Source organism: Pseudomonas brassicacearum, assembly GCF_009601685.2.
Lineage (GTDB): Bacteria > Pseudomonadota > Gammaproteobacteria > Pseudomonadales > Pseudomonadaceae > Aquipseudomonas > Aquipseudomonas kilonensis_B.
Genome location: NZ_CP045701.2, coordinates 5,232,897 through 5,250,505 on the forward strand (window position 1 = coordinate 5,232,897; position 17,609 = coordinate 5,250,505).

13 protein-coding genes are annotated in these 17,609 nt (G+C 61.9%); 8 read left to right on the forward strand and 5 right to left on the reverse strand.

The window, feature by feature from the left end; translation table 11 throughout:
- The first annotated feature begins 132 nt into the window (after positions 1-132).
- From GFU70_RS22585 to GFU70_RS22615, 7 genes are all read left to right on the forward strand, one after another.
- Entirely contained in the window at positions 133-1,656 is a 1,524-nt protein-coding gene (locus tag GFU70_RS22585; protein ID WP_058546051.1) for a fumarate hydratase, read from the forward strand.
- Between the two features lie 188 nt (positions 1,657-1,844).
- Positions 1,845-6,263: a SpvB/TcaC N-terminal domain-containing protein gene (locus GFU70_RS22590; protein WP_153388834.1), complete on the forward strand. Its 4,419-nt coding sequence runs from the start codon at positions 1,845-1,847 to the stop codon at positions 6,261-6,263.
- Between the two features lie 178 nt (positions 6,264-6,441).
- Positions 6,442-8,208 carry a sensor histidine kinase gene (locus GFU70_RS22595; RefSeq protein WP_058546053.1) on the forward strand — a complete coding sequence of 589 codons (1,767 nt, stop codon included), beginning with the start codon at positions 6,442-6,444 and terminating at the stop codon, positions 8,206-8,208.
- A complete protein-coding gene (locus GFU70_RS22600; protein WP_058546054.1) occupies positions 8,201-9,526 on the forward strand; it encodes a sigma-54-dependent transcriptional regulator in 1,326 nt (441 codons plus the stop codon). Before GFU70_RS22595 ends, GFU70_RS22600 begins: the two co-directional genes overlap by 8 nt.
- Before the next feature lie 298 nt (positions 9,527-9,824).
- Positions 9,825-11,144 (forward strand): MFS transporter, encoded by a 1,320-nt coding sequence (locus tag GFU70_RS22605; protein ID WP_058546055.1) that lies wholly within the window; start codon positions 9,825-9,827, stop codon positions 11,142-11,144.
- A 300-nt stretch (positions 11,145-11,444) separates the two neighbouring features.
- Positions 11,445-11,855 (forward strand): heme utilization protein, encoded by a 411-nt coding sequence (locus tag GFU70_RS22610; protein ID WP_116641409.1) that lies wholly within the window; start codon positions 11,445-11,447, stop codon positions 11,853-11,855.
- A gap of 187 nt (positions 11,856-12,042) precedes the next feature.
- The gene (locus tag GFU70_RS22615; protein ID WP_058546057.1) at positions 12,043-12,663 is read left to right on the forward strand and encodes a flavin reductase family protein; all 621 of its coding nucleotides are present in this window, start codon (positions 12,043-12,045) and stop codon (positions 12,661-12,663) included.
- A gap of 116 nt (positions 12,664-12,779) precedes the next feature.
- On the opposite strand, the gene GFU70_RS22620 is transcribed toward GFU70_RS22615, so the two are convergent.
- Both GFU70_RS22620 and GFU70_RS22625 read right to left on the reverse strand, forming a co-directional pair.
- A complete protein-coding gene (locus GFU70_RS22620; protein WP_058546071.1) occupies positions 12,780-13,022 on the reverse strand; it encodes a hypothetical protein in 243 nt (80 codons plus the stop codon).
- A gap of 43 nt (positions 13,023-13,065) precedes the next feature.
- Entirely contained in the window at positions 13,066-13,419 is a 354-nt protein-coding gene (locus tag GFU70_RS22625) for a putative quinol monooxygenase (protein WP_116641408.1), read from the reverse strand.
- Positions 13,420-13,746: 327 nt separating this feature from the next.
- On the opposite strand from GFU70_RS22625, the gene GFU70_RS22630 reads away from it, so the two are divergent.
- The gene (locus tag GFU70_RS22630) at positions 13,747-14,676 is read left to right on the forward strand and encodes an AraC family transcriptional regulator (protein ID WP_153388835.1); all 930 of its coding nucleotides are present in this window, start codon (positions 13,747-13,749) and stop codon (positions 14,674-14,676) included.
- An 85-nt stretch (positions 14,677-14,761) separates the two neighbouring features.
- On the opposite strand, the gene GFU70_RS22635 is transcribed toward GFU70_RS22630, so the two are convergent.
- The 3 genes from GFU70_RS22635 to GFU70_RS22645 are packed head-to-tail and all read right to left on the reverse strand — an operon-like array spanning position 14,762 to position 17,586.
- On the reverse strand, positions 14,762-15,817 hold the full coding sequence (locus tag GFU70_RS22635; RefSeq protein WP_058546059.1) for an ABC transporter ATP-binding protein: 1,056 nt from the start codon (positions 15,815-15,817) through the stop codon (positions 14,762-14,764).
- A gap of 15 nt (positions 15,818-15,832) precedes the next feature.
- Positions 15,833-16,681, reverse strand: a complete 849-nt coding sequence (locus tag GFU70_RS22640) for an ABC transporter permease (RefSeq protein WP_153388836.1) — start codon at positions 16,679-16,681, stop codon at positions 15,833-15,835.
- Positions 16,678-17,586 carry an ABC transporter permease gene (locus tag GFU70_RS22645; protein ID WP_153388837.1) on the reverse strand — a complete coding sequence of 303 codons (909 nt, stop codon included), beginning with the start codon at positions 17,584-17,586 and terminating at the stop codon, positions 16,678-16,680. The genes GFU70_RS22640 and GFU70_RS22645 overlap by 4 nt, the downstream gene beginning before the upstream one ends.
- Positions 17,587-17,609 lie beyond the last annotated feature (23 nt).

The window sequence follows — 17,609 nt, forward strand, 5'->3', positions numbered from 1 at the left end:
TATACTGCCGCGCCTTTTTAGCGTCGCGCCAGCATGCCCGGCGTGCCTTATAGAGGTGCCGCCCGTCGACCGATGCACCCAAGCGGCCGGCACCTTATTGAATGTTCCCGTCTTTAGAGAGGAGCGCGACTCATGACCGTGATCAAGCAAGATGACCTGATTCAGAGCGTTGCCGACGCTTTGCAGTTCATTTCCTACTACCACCCCGTGGATTTCATCCAGGCGATGCACGAGGCCTACCTGCGCGAAGAATCGCCGGCGGCCCGTGACTCCATGGCGCAGATCCTGATCAACTCGCGCATGTGCGCCACCGGCCATCGGCCGATCTGCCAGGACACCGGCATCGTGACCGTGTTCGTGCGCGTGGGCATGGACGTGCGTTGGGATGGCGCGACCATGAGCCTGGACGACATGATCAACGAGGGCGTGCGTCGCGCCTACAACCTGCCGGAAAACGTCCTGCGTGCCTCCATCCTCGCCGACCCGGCAGGCGCACGTAAAAACACCAAGGACAACACTCCGGCGGTCATCCACTACTCCATCGTCCCGGGCAACACCGTGGAAGTGGATGTGGCGGCCAAGGGCGGCGGCTCCGAGAACAAGTCGAAGATGGCCATGCTCAACCCGTCCGACTCCATCGTCGACTGGGTGCTGAAAACCGTTCCGACCATGGGCGCCGGCTGGTGCCCACCGGGCATGCTGGGTATCGGCATCGGCGGCACCGCCGAGAAAGCCGCGGTGATGGCCAAGGAAGTGTTGATGGAATCCATCGACATCCACGAGCTCAAGGCCCGCGGCCCGCAGAACCGCATCGAAGAAATGCGCCTGGAGCTGTTCGAGAAGGTCAACCAACTGGGCATCGGCGCCCAGGGCCTGGGTGGCCTGACCACCGTGCTCGACGTGAAGATCATGGACTACCCGACCCATGCCGCCTCCCTGCCGGTGTGCATGATCCCCAACTGCGCCGCCACTCGTCACGCCCACTTCGTGCTGGACGGCAGCGGCCCGGCGTCGCTGGAAGCGCCACCGTTGGACGCCTACCCGGAAATCGTCTGGGAAGCCGGCCCGTCGGCCCGTCGCGTCAACCTGGACACCCTGACCCCGGAAGACGTGCAGAGCTGGAAACCGGGCGAAACCGTGCTGCTCAACGGCAAGATGCTCACCGGTCGCGATGCCGCGCACAAGCGCATGGTCGAGATGCTGAACAAGGGTGAAACCTTGCCGGTGGACCTCAAGGGCCGCTTCATCTACTACGTCGGCCCGGTCGACCCGGTAGGCGACGAAGTCGTCGGCCCGGCCGGCCCGACCACCGCCACGCGGATGGACAAGTTCACTCGCCAGATCCTCGAGCAGACCGGCCTGTTGGGCATGATCGGCAAATCCGAGCGCGGCCCGACCGCCATCGAAGCGATCAAGGACAACAAGGCGGTCTACCTCATGGCCGTCGGCGGCGCCGCTTACCTGGTGGCCCAGGCGATCAAGAAATCCAAGGTCCTGGCGTTCGCCGAACTGGGGATGGAAGCGATCTATGAGTTCGAGGTCAAGGACATGCCGGTGACTGTCGCCGTGGACAGCAAAGGCGAGTCGGTGCACATCACCGGTCCGGCGATCTGGCAGAAGAAAATCAGCGAAAGCCTGGCGGTGGAAGTGCAGTAACACGCACGCAAGCGTTCTGGAAAAGGCCGGTGGGCATCAAGCCCACCGGCTTTTTTTTGCGCAGATGACGCCATTTATCGGCACACCTGATGACCTGTCAGATCTGACAGGTTACACCCTTGATGTCTCTTGGCATGCTCAGCCTGGCTGGGGATTGCCCCTGGCGCTGATCAAGGGATGAACCGTCCATGGCAGAGCAATCGCCCCTCCAGATCGTCACGCCAACCATCGCCGGCGGCGCCTCCATTGCCACCTTCGGCAACAGCTTCGGCACGGTAGGCACACGGGGCGCGGCCTCCTTTGAGTTACCGCTGCCCGTGTCGGGCGCCCGTCACCTGACGCCTGCCCTGGCCTTGCAATACAACAGCCAGAGCACCAATGACATCTTCGGCATCGGCATGCATTTGCCGATCCCCAGCATCACTCGTAAAACCAGCAAAGGCGTACCGCGTTACGACAGAGACGACGTGATGGTGGGCCCCGACGGGGTGGACCGCTGGCCTGACCTCGAGGGGCAAACCAGCCGAAAAATGGGCGGGCGCACTTTCGCGGTGGTGCGCTATTACCCCAGGATCGAGAGCGCCTTTGATATCTACGAACTCTGGACGTCCATCGATAGCCATCCGTTCTGGCGCGTACAGGGCAGCAATGGCCACGTGTATTGCTACGGCAAAAGCGAAGCGTCGCGCATTGCGGATCCGCAGGTCCCGTCGCGCATCGGCGAATGGCTGCTATTGGAAGAAGTCAGCCCGCTGGGCGAGCACATCTACTATCAATACACGGTCGATCCCGCAGAGTCCGAAGGCCCCCACGACTACCGCGCCCAACGTTACCTGCGCCGGGTCTGCTACGGCAATGCCACGGCCAGCGACACCTTGTATTGCTTCGAGGAAGAAGACCCGGCGAACCTGGCCTGGCACTTTCATCTGCTCCTGGATTACGGACAGCGCTCCCTCGATCTTGAGGAACAACCCGCCTGGACGCCCCTCGACGAGAACGCCTGGTTACTGCGCAGCGACCCGTTCCACCTCTACCGACACGGCTTCGAGATCGGCACGCGGCGCCTGTGCCATCAGGTATTGATGTTCCACCGTTTCCCCGCCGACGCCGAACCGGCGCTGGTGCGACGACTGGTGCTGGAGTACACCCCCACGACGCTGGGCTACAGCCTGTTGACGGCTGCCCACTACCAGGACTGGGGTGCCGAGGGTCGGGTCGAATACGCCCCTCCGGTGGAGCTTCAATACACCGATTTTGAGCCCAACCTCGAACCCGAGGCTTTTTTCGCCCTGGAGACCATGCCCGCCCTGGAGGACGGCCGGCACTACCAGTGCGTAGATCTGTACGGCGAAGGCGTTCCGGGTTTTTTATGTCGCTATACCAATGGCTGGTATTACCGCGAGCCCGAACGCAGCGCGGCCGATGACAACGACGAAATCGGTTACGGCCCTTGGACACTGCTGCCAAGCATCCCGATTGCCGCCGACAACCAAGCGGTGGCGCAGGTACTGACCGACCTGACCGGCAGCGGTCGCCTCAATTGGATCATCGCCCAGCCCGGCACCAACGGCTTTTATACGCTGAACCCAGATCGCAGTTGGTCGACTTTCATTGACTTCAAGCGCTTCCCCACGGAGTTCCTGCACCCCGCCGCGCAACTGGCCGACCTGGCCGGCGATGGCCTGCACTCGCTGGCCATGATCGGCCCCAAAAGCGTTCGGCTGTACGCCAACCTTCGCGAGGAAGGGTTCGCCCTGGGCGTGGACGTACCCCATGAGCCGGACAGCGACTTGCCGTTGTTCAGCGATGTGCGCAGTGAACTGGTGCTCTTCGGCAATATGCTGGGCAGCGACAGCACCGAGCTGTGCCGTATCCGCTTCAATGAAATCAAATGCTGGCCGAACCTGGGCCACGGACGTTTCGGCGAAGGCTTGGTCATGAGCGCTCTTCCCTTCACGTATGCCGAGTTCAATGCCGAACAGGTACGGATCGCGGATCTGGACGGGTCCGGCGCACCGGCGTTGATCTACCTCAAGAGCGACTGTTTCGAGATTTACTTCAATCGCGGCGGCAACGGTCTGGAGCAGACACCCGTCCAGGTGCCATGGCCCGAAGGCATACGCTACGACCGTCTCTGCCAGGTCACCCTGGCTGATCTGCAAGGGCTGGGTTGCAACAGCCTGATCCTGAGCGTGCCCCACCACCTGCCCGATATGAAACCCCGGCATTGGCGCTACGACTTCGTCGCCACACGCCCCTACGTTCTCAGCGCCACGAACAACAACATGGGTTGCCGCAGCACCTTGGCCTACCGCAGCAGCGCACAATTCTGGCTGGATGAAAAAAAACAACGCCAGGCAACGGGCGCATCGCTGGCCTGCTATCTGCCCATGGCCTTGCCGCTGGTGGCGCGTCAACAACAATTGGACGAGATTACCGGCAACTGCCTGACCCAGCGTTTCACCTATTTCGAAGGGTACTACGACAGCTATCACCGCGAGTTCAGAGGCTTCGGTCGGTTGTATCAGCTCGACAGTGAAAGGCCCTTGGACGAGGTGGACGATGGACTCACCGCGCCGGTGCTGGTCAAGACCTGGTTTCACACCGGCAGCAGCGTCGACCAACCCCTCACGGACTGTTTCGAAGACGATACCGATGCGCCGCCGCTCGGCCCCACGCTGCTGGCCCGGTTCCATCGACGGGACAAGGCCGACGACATCATCACACCGGACCCTGATACCGCACGGGAAATGGCCTACGCCCTGGGCGGCCATGTACTGCGCACCGAGACCCATCCCGTCGACTCGAACACTCCGAACAGGCCGTACACGGTCGCCCGCCAACGTTATCTGCTGCGCCATCCCCATGATCATCACAAGAGCCTGCTGGTCCTGGCGCTGGAAACAGTGAGTCATCAATACGACGGCTTCATCAGCGATCCACAGGCCCAGCACGCCATCACGCTTGGCTGGAACCACCACGGCCAGCCGGTGCACAGCTTCGTGGTTCATTACGCCCGGCGCCTGAGCGCTGATGATGATCCCCCCTTCGAAGACGAAGACGAGAACACGTGGTGGCGTGATGCCCATGACGATCAGCAGCAAGTGTTCCAACTCGTCGAAAGCCGGGCCGAGCCAGTGGACTTGCATGACGAAGCAGGACAACGCATACAGCTCGGCCTGCCCTGGCGCGCTCGGACCAACGGCCTGACACTCCCCAAAGGCGAGCTCCCCCTGGGGTTGACCCCACAACAAATCAGTTATGAACGTTTCCTGGAGCACCAAGACTCGGATCCCTGGACGAACGCCCGGGTGCTGATCGCCCTGGAAGAACAAAGCTACCTGCGTGACGACTCGGACAATATCCTGTTCCAAGCCTTGCGCGGTCCGTTGGAAGTGGCCGAGTTCGACAAGCAGGCGCTGGACGCCTACGACGCCGTGCCAGCCCCCTTCGACATCCGCCAGCAATTGGAGACGATTGGCTTCGAACCCATGAAGCTGTTCCTGCCCGAAGACCCGGGCAAGGACGACGCCCAGGACCTGTGGTCCAAGAAAGTCGGTTTCGCCACCTACCTGCCGCTCGATGGTTTTTTCCATATAAGCGCCTTGCAGGAAACCCAGAGCCATGGCGTTACCACGACCGAATACGACACCTATCACTTGATGCCCACCGCCGTCACGCTACCGGACGGGTGTGCGACCCGCATCGAATATGACTATCACTGGCTGCTGCCGCGAAAAATCGTCGACGCCAACGACAACGTCCAGGAAGCGCTTTATGGCTCGGCCGCGGTGCCCTTGGGCATCACCTTTCACGGCACCGAGAATGGCGCTCCGGCAGGCTTCGATGCCATCGACACTTATGAGCCTCCCGACGATCTGTCTCCAGCCCATGCCATTGCCAACCCCGAGGCCACCCTGGGCAACATGGCCAGCGCCGTGCGGATAGAAGACATGAGTTGGATGGGCACGCTTGACCTGGCGCTGGTGCTGGCGACGCAGCGCGACGAGTGGATCAGCGCCCGTTATGTGCTGCCCAGCGGCCACATCCGTGCGTCGGCGCGGGTTCGCCTGGCCCGACTCAAAACCCGTACCGCCGGCGAGGAACTGCTCTGGACTTTGATCCAGGCGATGGCCCGGGAGCCGGCTCACAGCGTCGTGCTGAGCGCCGATCGTTATCCGAATGATCCATTGCGCCAGATCCGCATTGCCTTCAGCGCGGTCGATGGCTTTGGCCGCCCCTTGCAAACCAAGCAACGGGTCGAGGCAGGAAAAGCCTACGCCGTGGCCGAAGACGGCTCGCTGTTACTGGACGACCAGGGGCGTCCCACCCAGCACGAGGCCAACTCACGCTGGCGCGTCAGCGAACGGGTCGAGTACAACAACAAAGGCTTGGTGACGCGGGTCTATCGTCCTTATTTCGCCGATGCCTGGCGCTACATCAACGACGCCTCGTTGCGCGAACACGGTTATCACGACAGGCAGTTCTACGATCCGCCCGGGCGGTTGGTCAAGGTCATCAATGCCAAGGGACACGAAGCCTGGCATGTCTACCATCCGTGGTACCAGTGCGATCACGATTACAACGATACCGATCCGGGGAATTGACGCGTGGACAAAAAAACTGGCTTTGTACAAAGGGAGCCGAACCACTGACAATCCGTTTTTTTGCTGACGCAAGCCAAAGCCTCTAGACAGTGATCAATGGTACTCGACGCTGGGGAACATCACGGCCGACAGTGACATGCTATCGTGCCCGTCCCTGTCCAGCCCTTGAAACCATCACATGCCCGCAATGCCACGTCCTTTGCGCCTGTCGTTGTACATCCTGCTGATTCTTGCCGGCGCCGCCCTCGCCGCCGCCCTGGCCGTGCGCCATGCCGAACGCGTGGCCCTGGAGGAGGACGCCCGCCGCGCAAGCCAGCAACTGGCACTGTATGCCAACTCGTTGCACACCCTGATCGAACGCTATCGCGCCCTGCCCGCCGTGCTGGCGCTGGACCCGCAGCTACGCGACGCCCTCAAGGGCCCGGTCAACCCGGCGCAACAGGATGCCTTGAACCGCAAGCTGGAAAAGATCAACGGCGCCGCGCAATCCTCGACATTGGAGTTGCTCGACCACACCGGCCTGGCGGTCGCCGCGAGCAACTGGCAGTTGCCCAGCAGCTATGTCGGGCACAACTATGGTTTCCGCCCTTATTTCCTCCAGACCCGTACCCTTGGTACCGGGCGGTTCTATGCGGTGGGCGTGACCAGCGGCATCCCGGGCTATTTTTTGTCCAGCGCGGTGACCGACGACAACGGTGAATTCCTCGGCGCGATGGTGGTAAAGCTGGAGTTTCCGGAGTTGGAGCGCGAATGGCGCCAGGGCAGCGACACGCTATTGGTCAGCGATGCGCGGGGCATCATCTTCATCGCCAACCGCCCGGGCTGGCGTTATCGCCACTTGCAGCCGCTGAGCGACAGCGACCGCGCCGAACTCAAGGCCACCCGTCAATACGACAAACAACCGTTGCAACCGCTGGCCCATGAGCCCCTGCGACACTTTGACGACAATAGCCATCTGGCCCGGGTCGAGACGCCCGATGGCTCGACGGACTACCTGTGGAAATCCTTGCCACTGACCGCCGAAGGCTGGACGCTGCACTTGCTGCGCCGTCCGCAGATCGCCTTCGAAGACCTGCGCAACGCCGGGCTCGCCGCCGCCGGGTTATGGCTGACGCTGGTGTTCCTGCTGCTGTTTCTCAACCAGCGCTGGCGCCTGGCAAGGTTGCGCCAGCGCAGCCGCGAAGAGCTTGAACGGTTGGTCGAAGAACGTACCCGGGATCTGCGCACCGCCCAGGACGGGCTGGTGCAATCGGCCAAGTTGGCGGCATTGGGACAGATGTCGGCGGCCTTGGCCCATGAAATCAACCAGCCCTTGACCGCCCAGCGCATGCAACTGGCGACCCTGCGCTTGCTGCTCGATCATGGTCGGGTCGATGACGCCTACAAGGCCCTCAAACCGGTGGACGACATGCTGACCCGCATGGCCGCCCTCACCGGCCACCTGAAGACCTTTGCCCGCAAAAGCCCCAGCGGCCTGCGCGAGCGCCTGGACCTGGCGGCGGTGGTGGACCAGGCGCTGCAACTGTTGGACACGCGTCTGCGCGACGAACAGATCAGTACCGTGCTGTACCTGACTCGACCAGCCTGGGTACGCGGCGATGCGATTCGCCTCGAACAGGTGTTGATCAACCTGCTGCGCAATGCCCTCGACGCCATGGCCGGCCAACCCATCAAGCGCCTGGAGGTGCGCCTGGAGGCCGATGAGCAATTGTGGCGCCTGACCGTCAGCGACAGCGGCACCGGCATCGCCGAGGAACACCTGGCCCAGGTCTTCGATCCGTTCTTCACCACCAAGGCGGTGGGCGACGGCCTGGGTCTGGGGCTGGCGGTTTCGTTTGCAATCATCCATGAATCCGGTGGACGGCTGACGGCGGACAACCACGAGAACGGCGCGGTATTCTGCGTGACCTTGCCCATCGATCAGGAGACGCAACTGCATGCTTGATTCAGTCATGGTCGTTGACGACGAAGGCAGCATTCGCAGTGCCGTCGAACAATGGTTGAGCCTGTCGGGATTCCAGGTGCAGTTGTTCAGCCGCGCCGACGAATGCCTGGCGCGGTTGCCGGAGCATTTCCCCGGAGTGATCCTCAGCGATGTGCGCATGCCCGGCCTCAGCGGCCTGGAGCTGTTGGCCGAAGTGCGCCGCCGCGATCCCGACCTGCCGGTAATTCTGTTGACCGGCCACGGTGACGTGCCCATGGCCGTGGAGGCCATGCGCGACGGCGCCTACGACTTCCTGGAAAAACCCTTCAGCCCCGAAGCCTTGCTCGGCAGCCTGCGTCGGGCCCTGGACAAGCGCACCCTGGTCCTGGAGAACCGTCGCCTGCATGAACAGGCCGACGCCCGGTCCCGGCTCGACGGGACGCTGCTGGGGGTTTCCCGTGCGTTGCAAAACCTGCGGCGCCAGGTGCTGGACCTGGCGGCACTGCCGGTCAACGTGTTGATCCGCGGCGAAACCGGCAGCGGCAAGGAACTGGTCGCCCGTTGCCTGCACGACTTCGGCCCCAGGGCGAGCAAACCCTTTGTCGCATTGAACTGCGCGGCCATTCCCGAACCGCTGTTCGAGGCCGAGCTGTTCGGCCATGAAAGCGGCGCCTTCACCGGCGCCCAGGGCAAGCGCATCGGCAAGCTCGAATACGCCGACGGGGGCACGCTGTTTCTCGACGAAATCGAGAGCATGCCCCTGGCCCAGCAGGTCAAGTTGCTGCGGGTGTTGCAGGAACAGAAGCTCGAACGCCTGGGTTCCAACCAGAGCATCCATGTCGACCTGCGCATCATCGCCGCCACCAAGCCCGACCTGCTGGACGAAGCCCGGGCCGGGCGTTTTCGCGAAGACCTGGCCTATCGCCTGAACATCGCCGAACTGCGCCTGCCGCCGCTGCGTGAACGGCGCGAGGACATTCCCTTGCTGTTCGAGCACTTCACCCACAGCGCCGCCGAACGCCTGGGCCGCCGCGCCGCGCCCCTGAGCGGCCCGCAATTGAGCCATCTGCTCAGCCACGACTGGCCGGGCAACGTACGGGAACTGGCCAACGTCGCCGAACGCCAGGTGTTGGGGCTCGATCAACTGCCCGTCCTGGAGACCGAGCCGGGCCAATCCCTCGCGGCCCAGCAGGAAGCCTTCGAAGCCCAATGCCTGCGCGCCGCCCTGACCCGGCACAAAGGCGATGTGAAAGCGGTGCTCGAAGAACTGCAACTGCCACGCCGCACCTTCAATGAAAAGATGCAGCGGCATGGGTTGAACCGGGAGATGTTCTTGTAGGGGCGCAGGTTTTGGGAGGCCCAATCAACCCTCTTCACGAGCAGGCTCGCTCACCATTTTGTCCGGCGTACACATGCCCCTGTGGGAGCGAGCTTGCTCGCGATGGCGCCGGTACAGCCGCCCCCTGCATAAGCGGATTCCCGCCCACACCCTCAGCCACAATGAGCGGATTTCCGCTCACCTGCCGCCACAAACCCCTCTAAACCGGCCTTCCGCCATCTGGCACAGCTCCTGCTATAGCCCTGTCAGGCTGCGTTCCTACGCGCTCCACAAAAACAATTAAACGAAGGATCCTTCAATGGACAACTCCAACGCCCTGCCCATTGGGTCGGCTGCCGTGCCCGCCCGTGAAAGAACCACCGCCAGCCGGATCAAATCGATCTTCAGCGGCTCGGTTGGCAACATGGTCGAGTGGTATGACTGGTACGTCTACGCCGCGTTCTCGTTGTACTTTGCCAAAGTATTTTTCCCGGCCGGGTCATCCACGGCACAATTGATGAAAACCGCCGCGATCTTCGCCGTAGGCTTTTTGATGCGCCCGATCGGTGGCTGGCTGATGGGCCTGTACGCTGATCGCGCTGGCCGCAAGGCGGCACTGATGGCCTCGGTGTACCTGATGTGCTTCGGCTCGCTGATCATCGCCCTGAGCCCCGGCTACGAAACCATCGGCGTCGGTGCGCCGATCCTGCTGGTGGTGGCCCGTTTGCTCCAGGGCCTGTCGGTGGGCGGCGAATACGGCACCTCGGCAACCTACTTGAGCGAAATGGCGACAAAGGAACGTCGCGGCTTCTTCTCCAGCTTCCAATACGTGACCCTGATCTCCGGCCAACTCATCGCCTTGGGCGTGTTGATCGTGCTGCAACGGTTCCTCACCACCGAAGAGCTGTACGCCTGGGGCTGGCGCATCCCGTTTGCCATCGGCGCGCTGTGTGCGATCGTGGCGCTGTACCTGCGTCGCGGCATGGAAGAAACCGAGTCGTTCACCAAGAAGGAAAAAGCCAAGGAAAGCGCGATGCGCACCTTGATGCGCCATCCAAAAGAGCTGATGACCGTGGTCGGCCTGACCATGGGCGGCACCCTGGCGTTCTACACCTACACCACCTACATGCAGAAATACCTGGTGAACACCGTCGGCATGAGCATCTCCGACTCCACCACCATTTCCGCTGCCACGCTGTTCCTGTTCATGTGTCTGCAACCGGTGGTCGGCGGGCTGTCGGACAAGATCGGTCGCCGGCCGATCCTGATCGCCTTCGGCATCCTCGGCACGCTGTGCACCGTTCCGATCCTCACGGCCCTGCACTCCGTCCAGAGCTGGTGGGGCGCGTTCTTCCTGATCATGGCCGCGCTGATCATCGTCAGCGGCTACACCTCGATCAACGCCGTGGTGAAAGCCGAGTTGTTCCCCACCGAAATCCGCGCCCTGGGTGTCGGCCTGCCCTACGCGCTGACCGTGTCGATCTTCGGCGGCACCGCTGAATACATCGCACTGTGGTTCAAGAGCATCGGCATGGAAACCGGCTACTACTGGTACGTGACGGCGTGCATCGCCGTGTCGCTGTTGGTGTACATCACCATGAAAGACACCCGCAAGCACTCGCGGATCGTCACCGACTGACAGCCAAGTCGAACAAAAAAGGGGCGAACCTGTTCAGGTTCGCCCCTTTTTTTGTTCGGCAGATCCAACGATTTACCTGACATTAATCTCTGGTTAATGCCCGACCTCCATCCTCACCCTCAATAGAACGCCATTCGATACCCCGGTAAATGGGCCTCATTGACCGTTCTGTGGCAACTGTTGATGCATCGATTTAATCGATTGATATAAGCGTTTTTTTGCGCTTTTTAATCAAATTAACGAGCGTAATATGAACTCCACACCCACGGCGCCTAACGCCAAACATTCTGGAGCACGACCATGAAAACCAAACTGATCATCGCCCTGACCCTTTCCGTACTGGCTGCCAACACCTTTGCTGCCGACGGTTTCGACCGCACCAGCTCGGCCATCGCCGCCGATGGTTATGACCGTACTAGCGCCGCTACCGTCGCAGCAGATGGTTATGACCGCACTGGCGGCGCTACCGTCGCTGAAGATGGCTTCGACCGCACTGGCGGCGCTACCGTCGCTGAAGATGGTTTCGACCGCACTAACGGCGCTACCGTCGCTGAAGATGGTTTCGACCGCACTAACGGCGCCACCGTCGCTGAAGATGGCTTCGACCGCACTAACGGCGCCACCGTCGCTGAAGATGGCTTCGACCGCACTAACGGCGCTACCGTCGCTGAAGATGGCTTCGATCGCACTAACACTGCTGCCATCAGCTAATCCGAGAACGACACCCTCACAGCCCGGCTTCGGCCGGGCTTAGTTATTCATGGGACATGGAAAAAGGAAGACCGCCAGTGGTTTTGTTATCGCCGCTCCCACAAAGTCCCAGGGTGCTGACAAAAACAGTGCGGCCCTGCACTATCTTCCAATCCCTTGAAACCCCACCGAAGGACCTTCTTCAACCATGCCCGATGACATCCATTTCTATGAACCCGCCAGCGGCCACGGCCTGCCCCACGACCCGTTCAACGCCATCGTTGGCCCGCGCCCCATTGGCTGGATTTCGTCCCAGGATGCAGAAGGCCGCCTGAACCTGGCGCCCTACAGTTTCTTCAACGCCTTCAACTACATTCCGCCGATCATTGGCTTCTCCAGCGTCGGGCGCAAAGACAGCCTGAACAACATCGAACAGACCGGAGAATTCGCCTGGAACCTGGCCACGCGCCCGCTGGCCGAGCAGATGAACCAGAGCTGCGCGATGGTCGCGCCAGAGGTCAATGAGTTCGAACTGGCGGGTTTGACGACAGCGCCGTCACGGGTGATCCAGGTTCCGCGCGTCGCCGAAAGCCCGGTGTCCTTCGAGTGCAAGGTCACGCAGATCATTCAATTGCAGCGGGCGGATAAAGGGTTGGTGCCCAGTTGGCTGATCCTCGGCGAAGTGGTCGCCGTGCATATCGCCAAGTGGCTGTTGAAGGATGGGGTATACGACACCGCAGCCGCCGAGCCGATCTTGCGCGGTGGCGGGCCGGCGGATTATTTCCAGTTGGGGCCTGAGGCGTTGTTCAAGATGCATCGCCCCCAATAGAAAGTTTGCAACAAGGCATTTATCTGTGGGAGCAAGGCTTGCCCGCGATGAAGGCAACGCGGTCTGTCTTGAGAACCGAGGGGCCCGCATCGCGGGCAAGCCTTGCTCCCACAGCCTTAATCTCGTTGGTTCCAGATCAACCCGCCCTCGTCGTCGACACCCTTGAGACGGGTCAACTGCAGGGCTGCAGCTTCATCGGCTTTGACAGCCGTCTCGAAGGTCTGCTCTTCAAGGATCTTGTTGAAGCGCGGCGCACCTGAGCCGCCGATGGCCTTGGTGGCAATGGCGGCATAGTAGCCGCCTTCCCGGGGAACGACGGCAGAAACAGCTTCAAAGGTTTCAAAGGCTTTACGTGCCATGTCTTGTGCATCCTGGCGGTGGAAAATGACGCTCATTAAACCTTCAACCGGCCAGTTTGTGTACCTGTGCCCGGCACCCTTCAGTCGCCTGGGCGGCGGAGACTTCCCTGAAGGTGTGGAAATCCAGGCTGCTCACCACCAGGTCCCGCACCAGCTCGGCGAAAATCGCCATGGCCGGTGAATTGAAATAGGCGTCCATTGACGGCTGATTGACCCAGAGCCCGGACACCAGCCACAAATCAGCGTCGCATTGCGATTGCTGCAAGGCAAAGTGCAAGCAACCGGGAGCCAGGCGCGAGGGCGCGATCAGCGTACTCAGGCGCGCCCCCAGTTGCTTGGAGCAACCGCCGCGGGCCCGGATAAAAGCCATATGGCTGACGGGGATCTGTGTAGTCATGTTCAACCCTCCCAGGTAATCCGTTGTGCAGCCGGGGACAGCTGCGACAGGATCAAAGGTTAAGCGCCACGACGCCAGCTTCGTTAGTCGATTCCTGCCGACCCATTGCACGATCCTGCGCATCGGCGTCACAAAATTCGCCATCGATCCGGTCGAAACCCGGGAAGTTGAAACAAAAGGTTTCAAGCAAGTTTCAGTAACCTTGCACCGTCATGGCCCCTTGCGCCGTGCAGGATCAGGCAAGCTTTCAACAGGATGTTGCTACCGTTGCGCCTTGCACAAACATAAGCTTTTGTTCATCGCCCCCTATCGCCTGAGGATCCCGGCATGTCGCCACTCGACCACGCCCACGTCCCGCTGGACACGCACCTGGAACAACAGCGCGCCGAATTGGCGTCGATCATCGACCGCAACACCAGCGAAGACGGCAGCTACGCCACGGCCATCGGCTCGCTGAACCTGTCGCGCCACAGCAAGCCCCAAAAGTTCGCCCCGGTGCTGGCCCAACCGGCGCTGTGCATCATGGCCCAGGGCAGCAAACAGGTGCGCCTGGCCGATGAGTTCTTCAACTATGACCCGCTCCATTACCTGGTGGTCTCGGTGTCGATGCCGTTGAGTGGTTGCATCGCGGACGTATCGCCGCAAGAGCCGATCCTCGCCCTGCGCCTGGACATCGATCCGGCGGAAATCACCGCGTTGATTGCCGACGCCGGCCCCTTGGGCGTGCCGACACGCCCCGCCGGGCGCGGGCTGTATGTCGAACGCCTGGACACGCCGATGCTCGACGCCGTGCTGCGCCTGGCGCGGCTGCTCGACACGCCGAAGGACATCGCCATGCTCGCGCCGCTGGTGCGCCGGGAAATCCTCTATCGCCTGCTGCGCAGTCCCCAGGGCTATCGAATGTACGAAATCGCCATCGCCAACAGTCAGAGCCATCGCATCAGCCAGGCGATCAAATGGCTCAATGGCCATTTCGAACAGCCGCTGCGCATCGATGAACTCGCCCGGGAAGTGAACCTCAGCGTCTCGACCCTGCATCACCGCTTCAAGGCCATGACCGCCATGAGCCCGCTGCAATACCAGAAGCAACTGCGCCTGCAGGAAGCCCGGCGGCTGATGCTCGCCGAAGGGCTGGAAGCCTCGGCGGCGGGGTATCGGGTGGGTTATGAGAGCCCCTCGCAGTTCAGCCGCGAGTACAGCCGGTTGTTCGGCGCGCCGCCGTTGCGGGATCTGGCGCGGTTGCGGATGACTGTTTGACCTGAAGTTTACGTAGCTTTTTCCGCCCTCTTCGCGAGCAAGCTTGCTCGCGATGAGGCCAGTAAAAGCACCTCATCTCTTGAACTCAGGCACCAAGCAACCGACACGCCTGCGCCGGTATGGTCACCGACACCGCATGCCCGATCCCCAGGTCCATGCCCTGGCAAGGCGTGCTCAGCGCCGTGAACGAAACTCCGGAACATTCCACCGTGGTCTCGACGGTCGCACCAATGTCCCGCACGAACGTCACCTTGCCCAGCAACCGGTTACCCGCCGTGGCCTGGGGCGTGGACAGTTGCACGTCTTCGGGGCGCACCAACAACTTGATCTTCTCGCCAGCGATGACGCTATGGCTGGCCGGCACGTCCAGCGTATCCCCGCCCGGCAGCCCGACCCGCCCGTTGCCCAGCGTCGTCGCCGGGAAAATGTTGCCTGAGCCGATGAAGTCGGCGACGAATTCATTGGCCGGGTGGCGGTAGATCTCGATCGGCGTACCGACCTGTTGCACCCGATGTTCCCCCAGCACCACGACGATGTCGGCCATGGTCATGGCTTCGCGCTGATCATGGGTCACTAAAATGGTGGTGATGTTCAACCGCTGTTGCAGTTGGCGGATTTCCACTTGCATCGACTCGCGCAACTTCGCGTCCAGGGCCGACAGCGGTTCGTCCAGCAAGAGGATTTTCGGTCGGGCGGCAATGGCCCGGGCAATCGCCACGCGCTGGCGCTGGCCACCGGAGAGTTTCGCCACGGGCCGGTCGATCATCGCCTGGAGCTGGATCAATTCCAGCAACTCCACCACCCGCGCCTGTTGCTCGGCCTTGCCTACGCCCCGCAGTTTCAGCGGATAGGCGATGTTCTCGCCGACGGTCATGTGGGGAAACAGGGCCAACGATTGAAACACCATGCCGAAGTTGCGCAGGTGCGCCGGGGTGTGGCCGATGTCTTGGCCGTCCAGGCGGATTTCGCCGCCGCTGAGGCTTTCCAGGCCGGCGATCATGCGCAGCAAGGTGGTCTTGCCACAGCCCGAAGGCCCGAGGAAACACACCAGCTTGCCCTCTGGCAAATGCAGGTTCACGTCCGTTACCGCGCAGGCCGAGCCGTAATGTTTCTCGACGTTTTCCAGTATCAGTCCAGTCATGTCTTCACCTCGAAATCAAAAGGAAACGCCGCCCTCGCCCACCAACTTCTCCAACGCCCAGATCAACACGAAATCGATCAGCACGATGAGCACGGCAAACGAAAAAACGGTGGGGTCCAGCGACGACACGGTGCGGCTGTACATCCAGATCGGCACGGTCATGACATCGATGGTGTAGAGGAAATAGGTCACGGTGAATTCGTTGAACGAGACAATGAACGCCAGCAGCATCCCGGCGAGAATCCCTGACTTCATCAACGGCACCACCACATCGACGATGGCCCGCCGTGGTGTCGCCCCGAGCATTCGCGCGGCTTCTTCGACTTCACTGCCGATACCGAGCATGGCGGCGGTGCAGTTCTTCACCACGAACGGCAAGGCGAGGATGACGTGGGCAATGACCAGCCGCGAGGTGGTCATCTGGAACGGCAAGCTGTCGAACACCAGCAGCAGCGCCAACCCCAGCACCACCATGGGAAACACCAGCGGCAGCGACATCAGTTGCAACGCCACGGCCTTGCCACGGAACTCGCAACGGGTCAGCGCGTAGGCCGCCGGCACCGCGATCAGCGTGGCGAATATCATCGTCAGGCAGGCCACCCACAAACTGGTGCCCATGGCCTGGCCCAGGCTCAGCACGTCGCTGGCATCCGGCGAAACGAAGGTGTGCCAGGCGGCCCGGTACCATTGCAGGCTGTAGCTGCTCGGCGGAAAGTCCAGGTTCGCCGCGCCACTGAAGGACATGACAATCATGGTCAGGATCGGCAGCACCGCCAGCAACAGAATGAAACCCGACAGCAGCCCCACTGCGCGTCCGTTTTCACCGGGCAACAACGACTGGCGTTTTTTACTCAACGTGTTCATTGAGCAGCCTCCAGCATCCGCCGACGACGGCCGGTGAAATATTCGGACAGGGTCATGATCATCAGCGTGGTGACAATCAGCACCACCCCGGCGGCGGACGCGGCGGGCCAGTTCATCAATGGGGCAATCTGGTCGTGGACCATTACCGCCAGCATCGGCACCCGCCGACCGCCCAACAGCAGCGGCACGACAAAGCTGCTGGCGTTGTAGGCAAACACCAGCGTCGCGCCGGTGATGATCCCTGGCAGGCTCATGGGCAGTACCACTTGGCGAAACACCTGCAAGCGGCTGGCGCCGAGGGTGGCGGCGGCTTCTTCATAACTGCGGGCCACGCCACGCATGGCGCTGGCGATGGGCAGCACGGCCAGTGGGAAGGCCGTTTGGACCAAGCCCATCAACACACCATTCTGGTTGTACAGCAGCATGATCGGCCGTTTGATCAGGCCCAGGCCCATGAGCGCCTGATTGAGCATGCCGGCAGGGCCGAGTATCACCAGCCAGCCGTAGCTTTGCAGCAGCAGGTTGACCAACAGCGGCAACAGCACCGCCGCCAGGAACACCCGCCGCAACAACGGCGAGGCCAGGCGCGACATGGTGTAGGCCACGGGTATCGCCAGCAGCACGGCGATCACCGCGCTGATCAATGCAAGGCGCAAGGTCAGCAGCAGGGACTTGAGGTAATAGGGCTCCAGCAACTGCCCGTAGCTGGCGAGGCTGAACCCACTCCACTCCGCGCCCTTGGTGCCGACGCTCATGCGCAGCACCAACAGGCTGGCAGCGATCAGCACACCGAGAAACAACATCGACGGTGACAGGAAAAGCCAGGCTCGGCGGGTGGGTGACATACCCCGGGTGGCGCGCATGGGCGCAACACGCTGGGGCTGGGTTAACGGTAGGTGTTCCATGGCAAGATCTCGTCAGTGGAAAA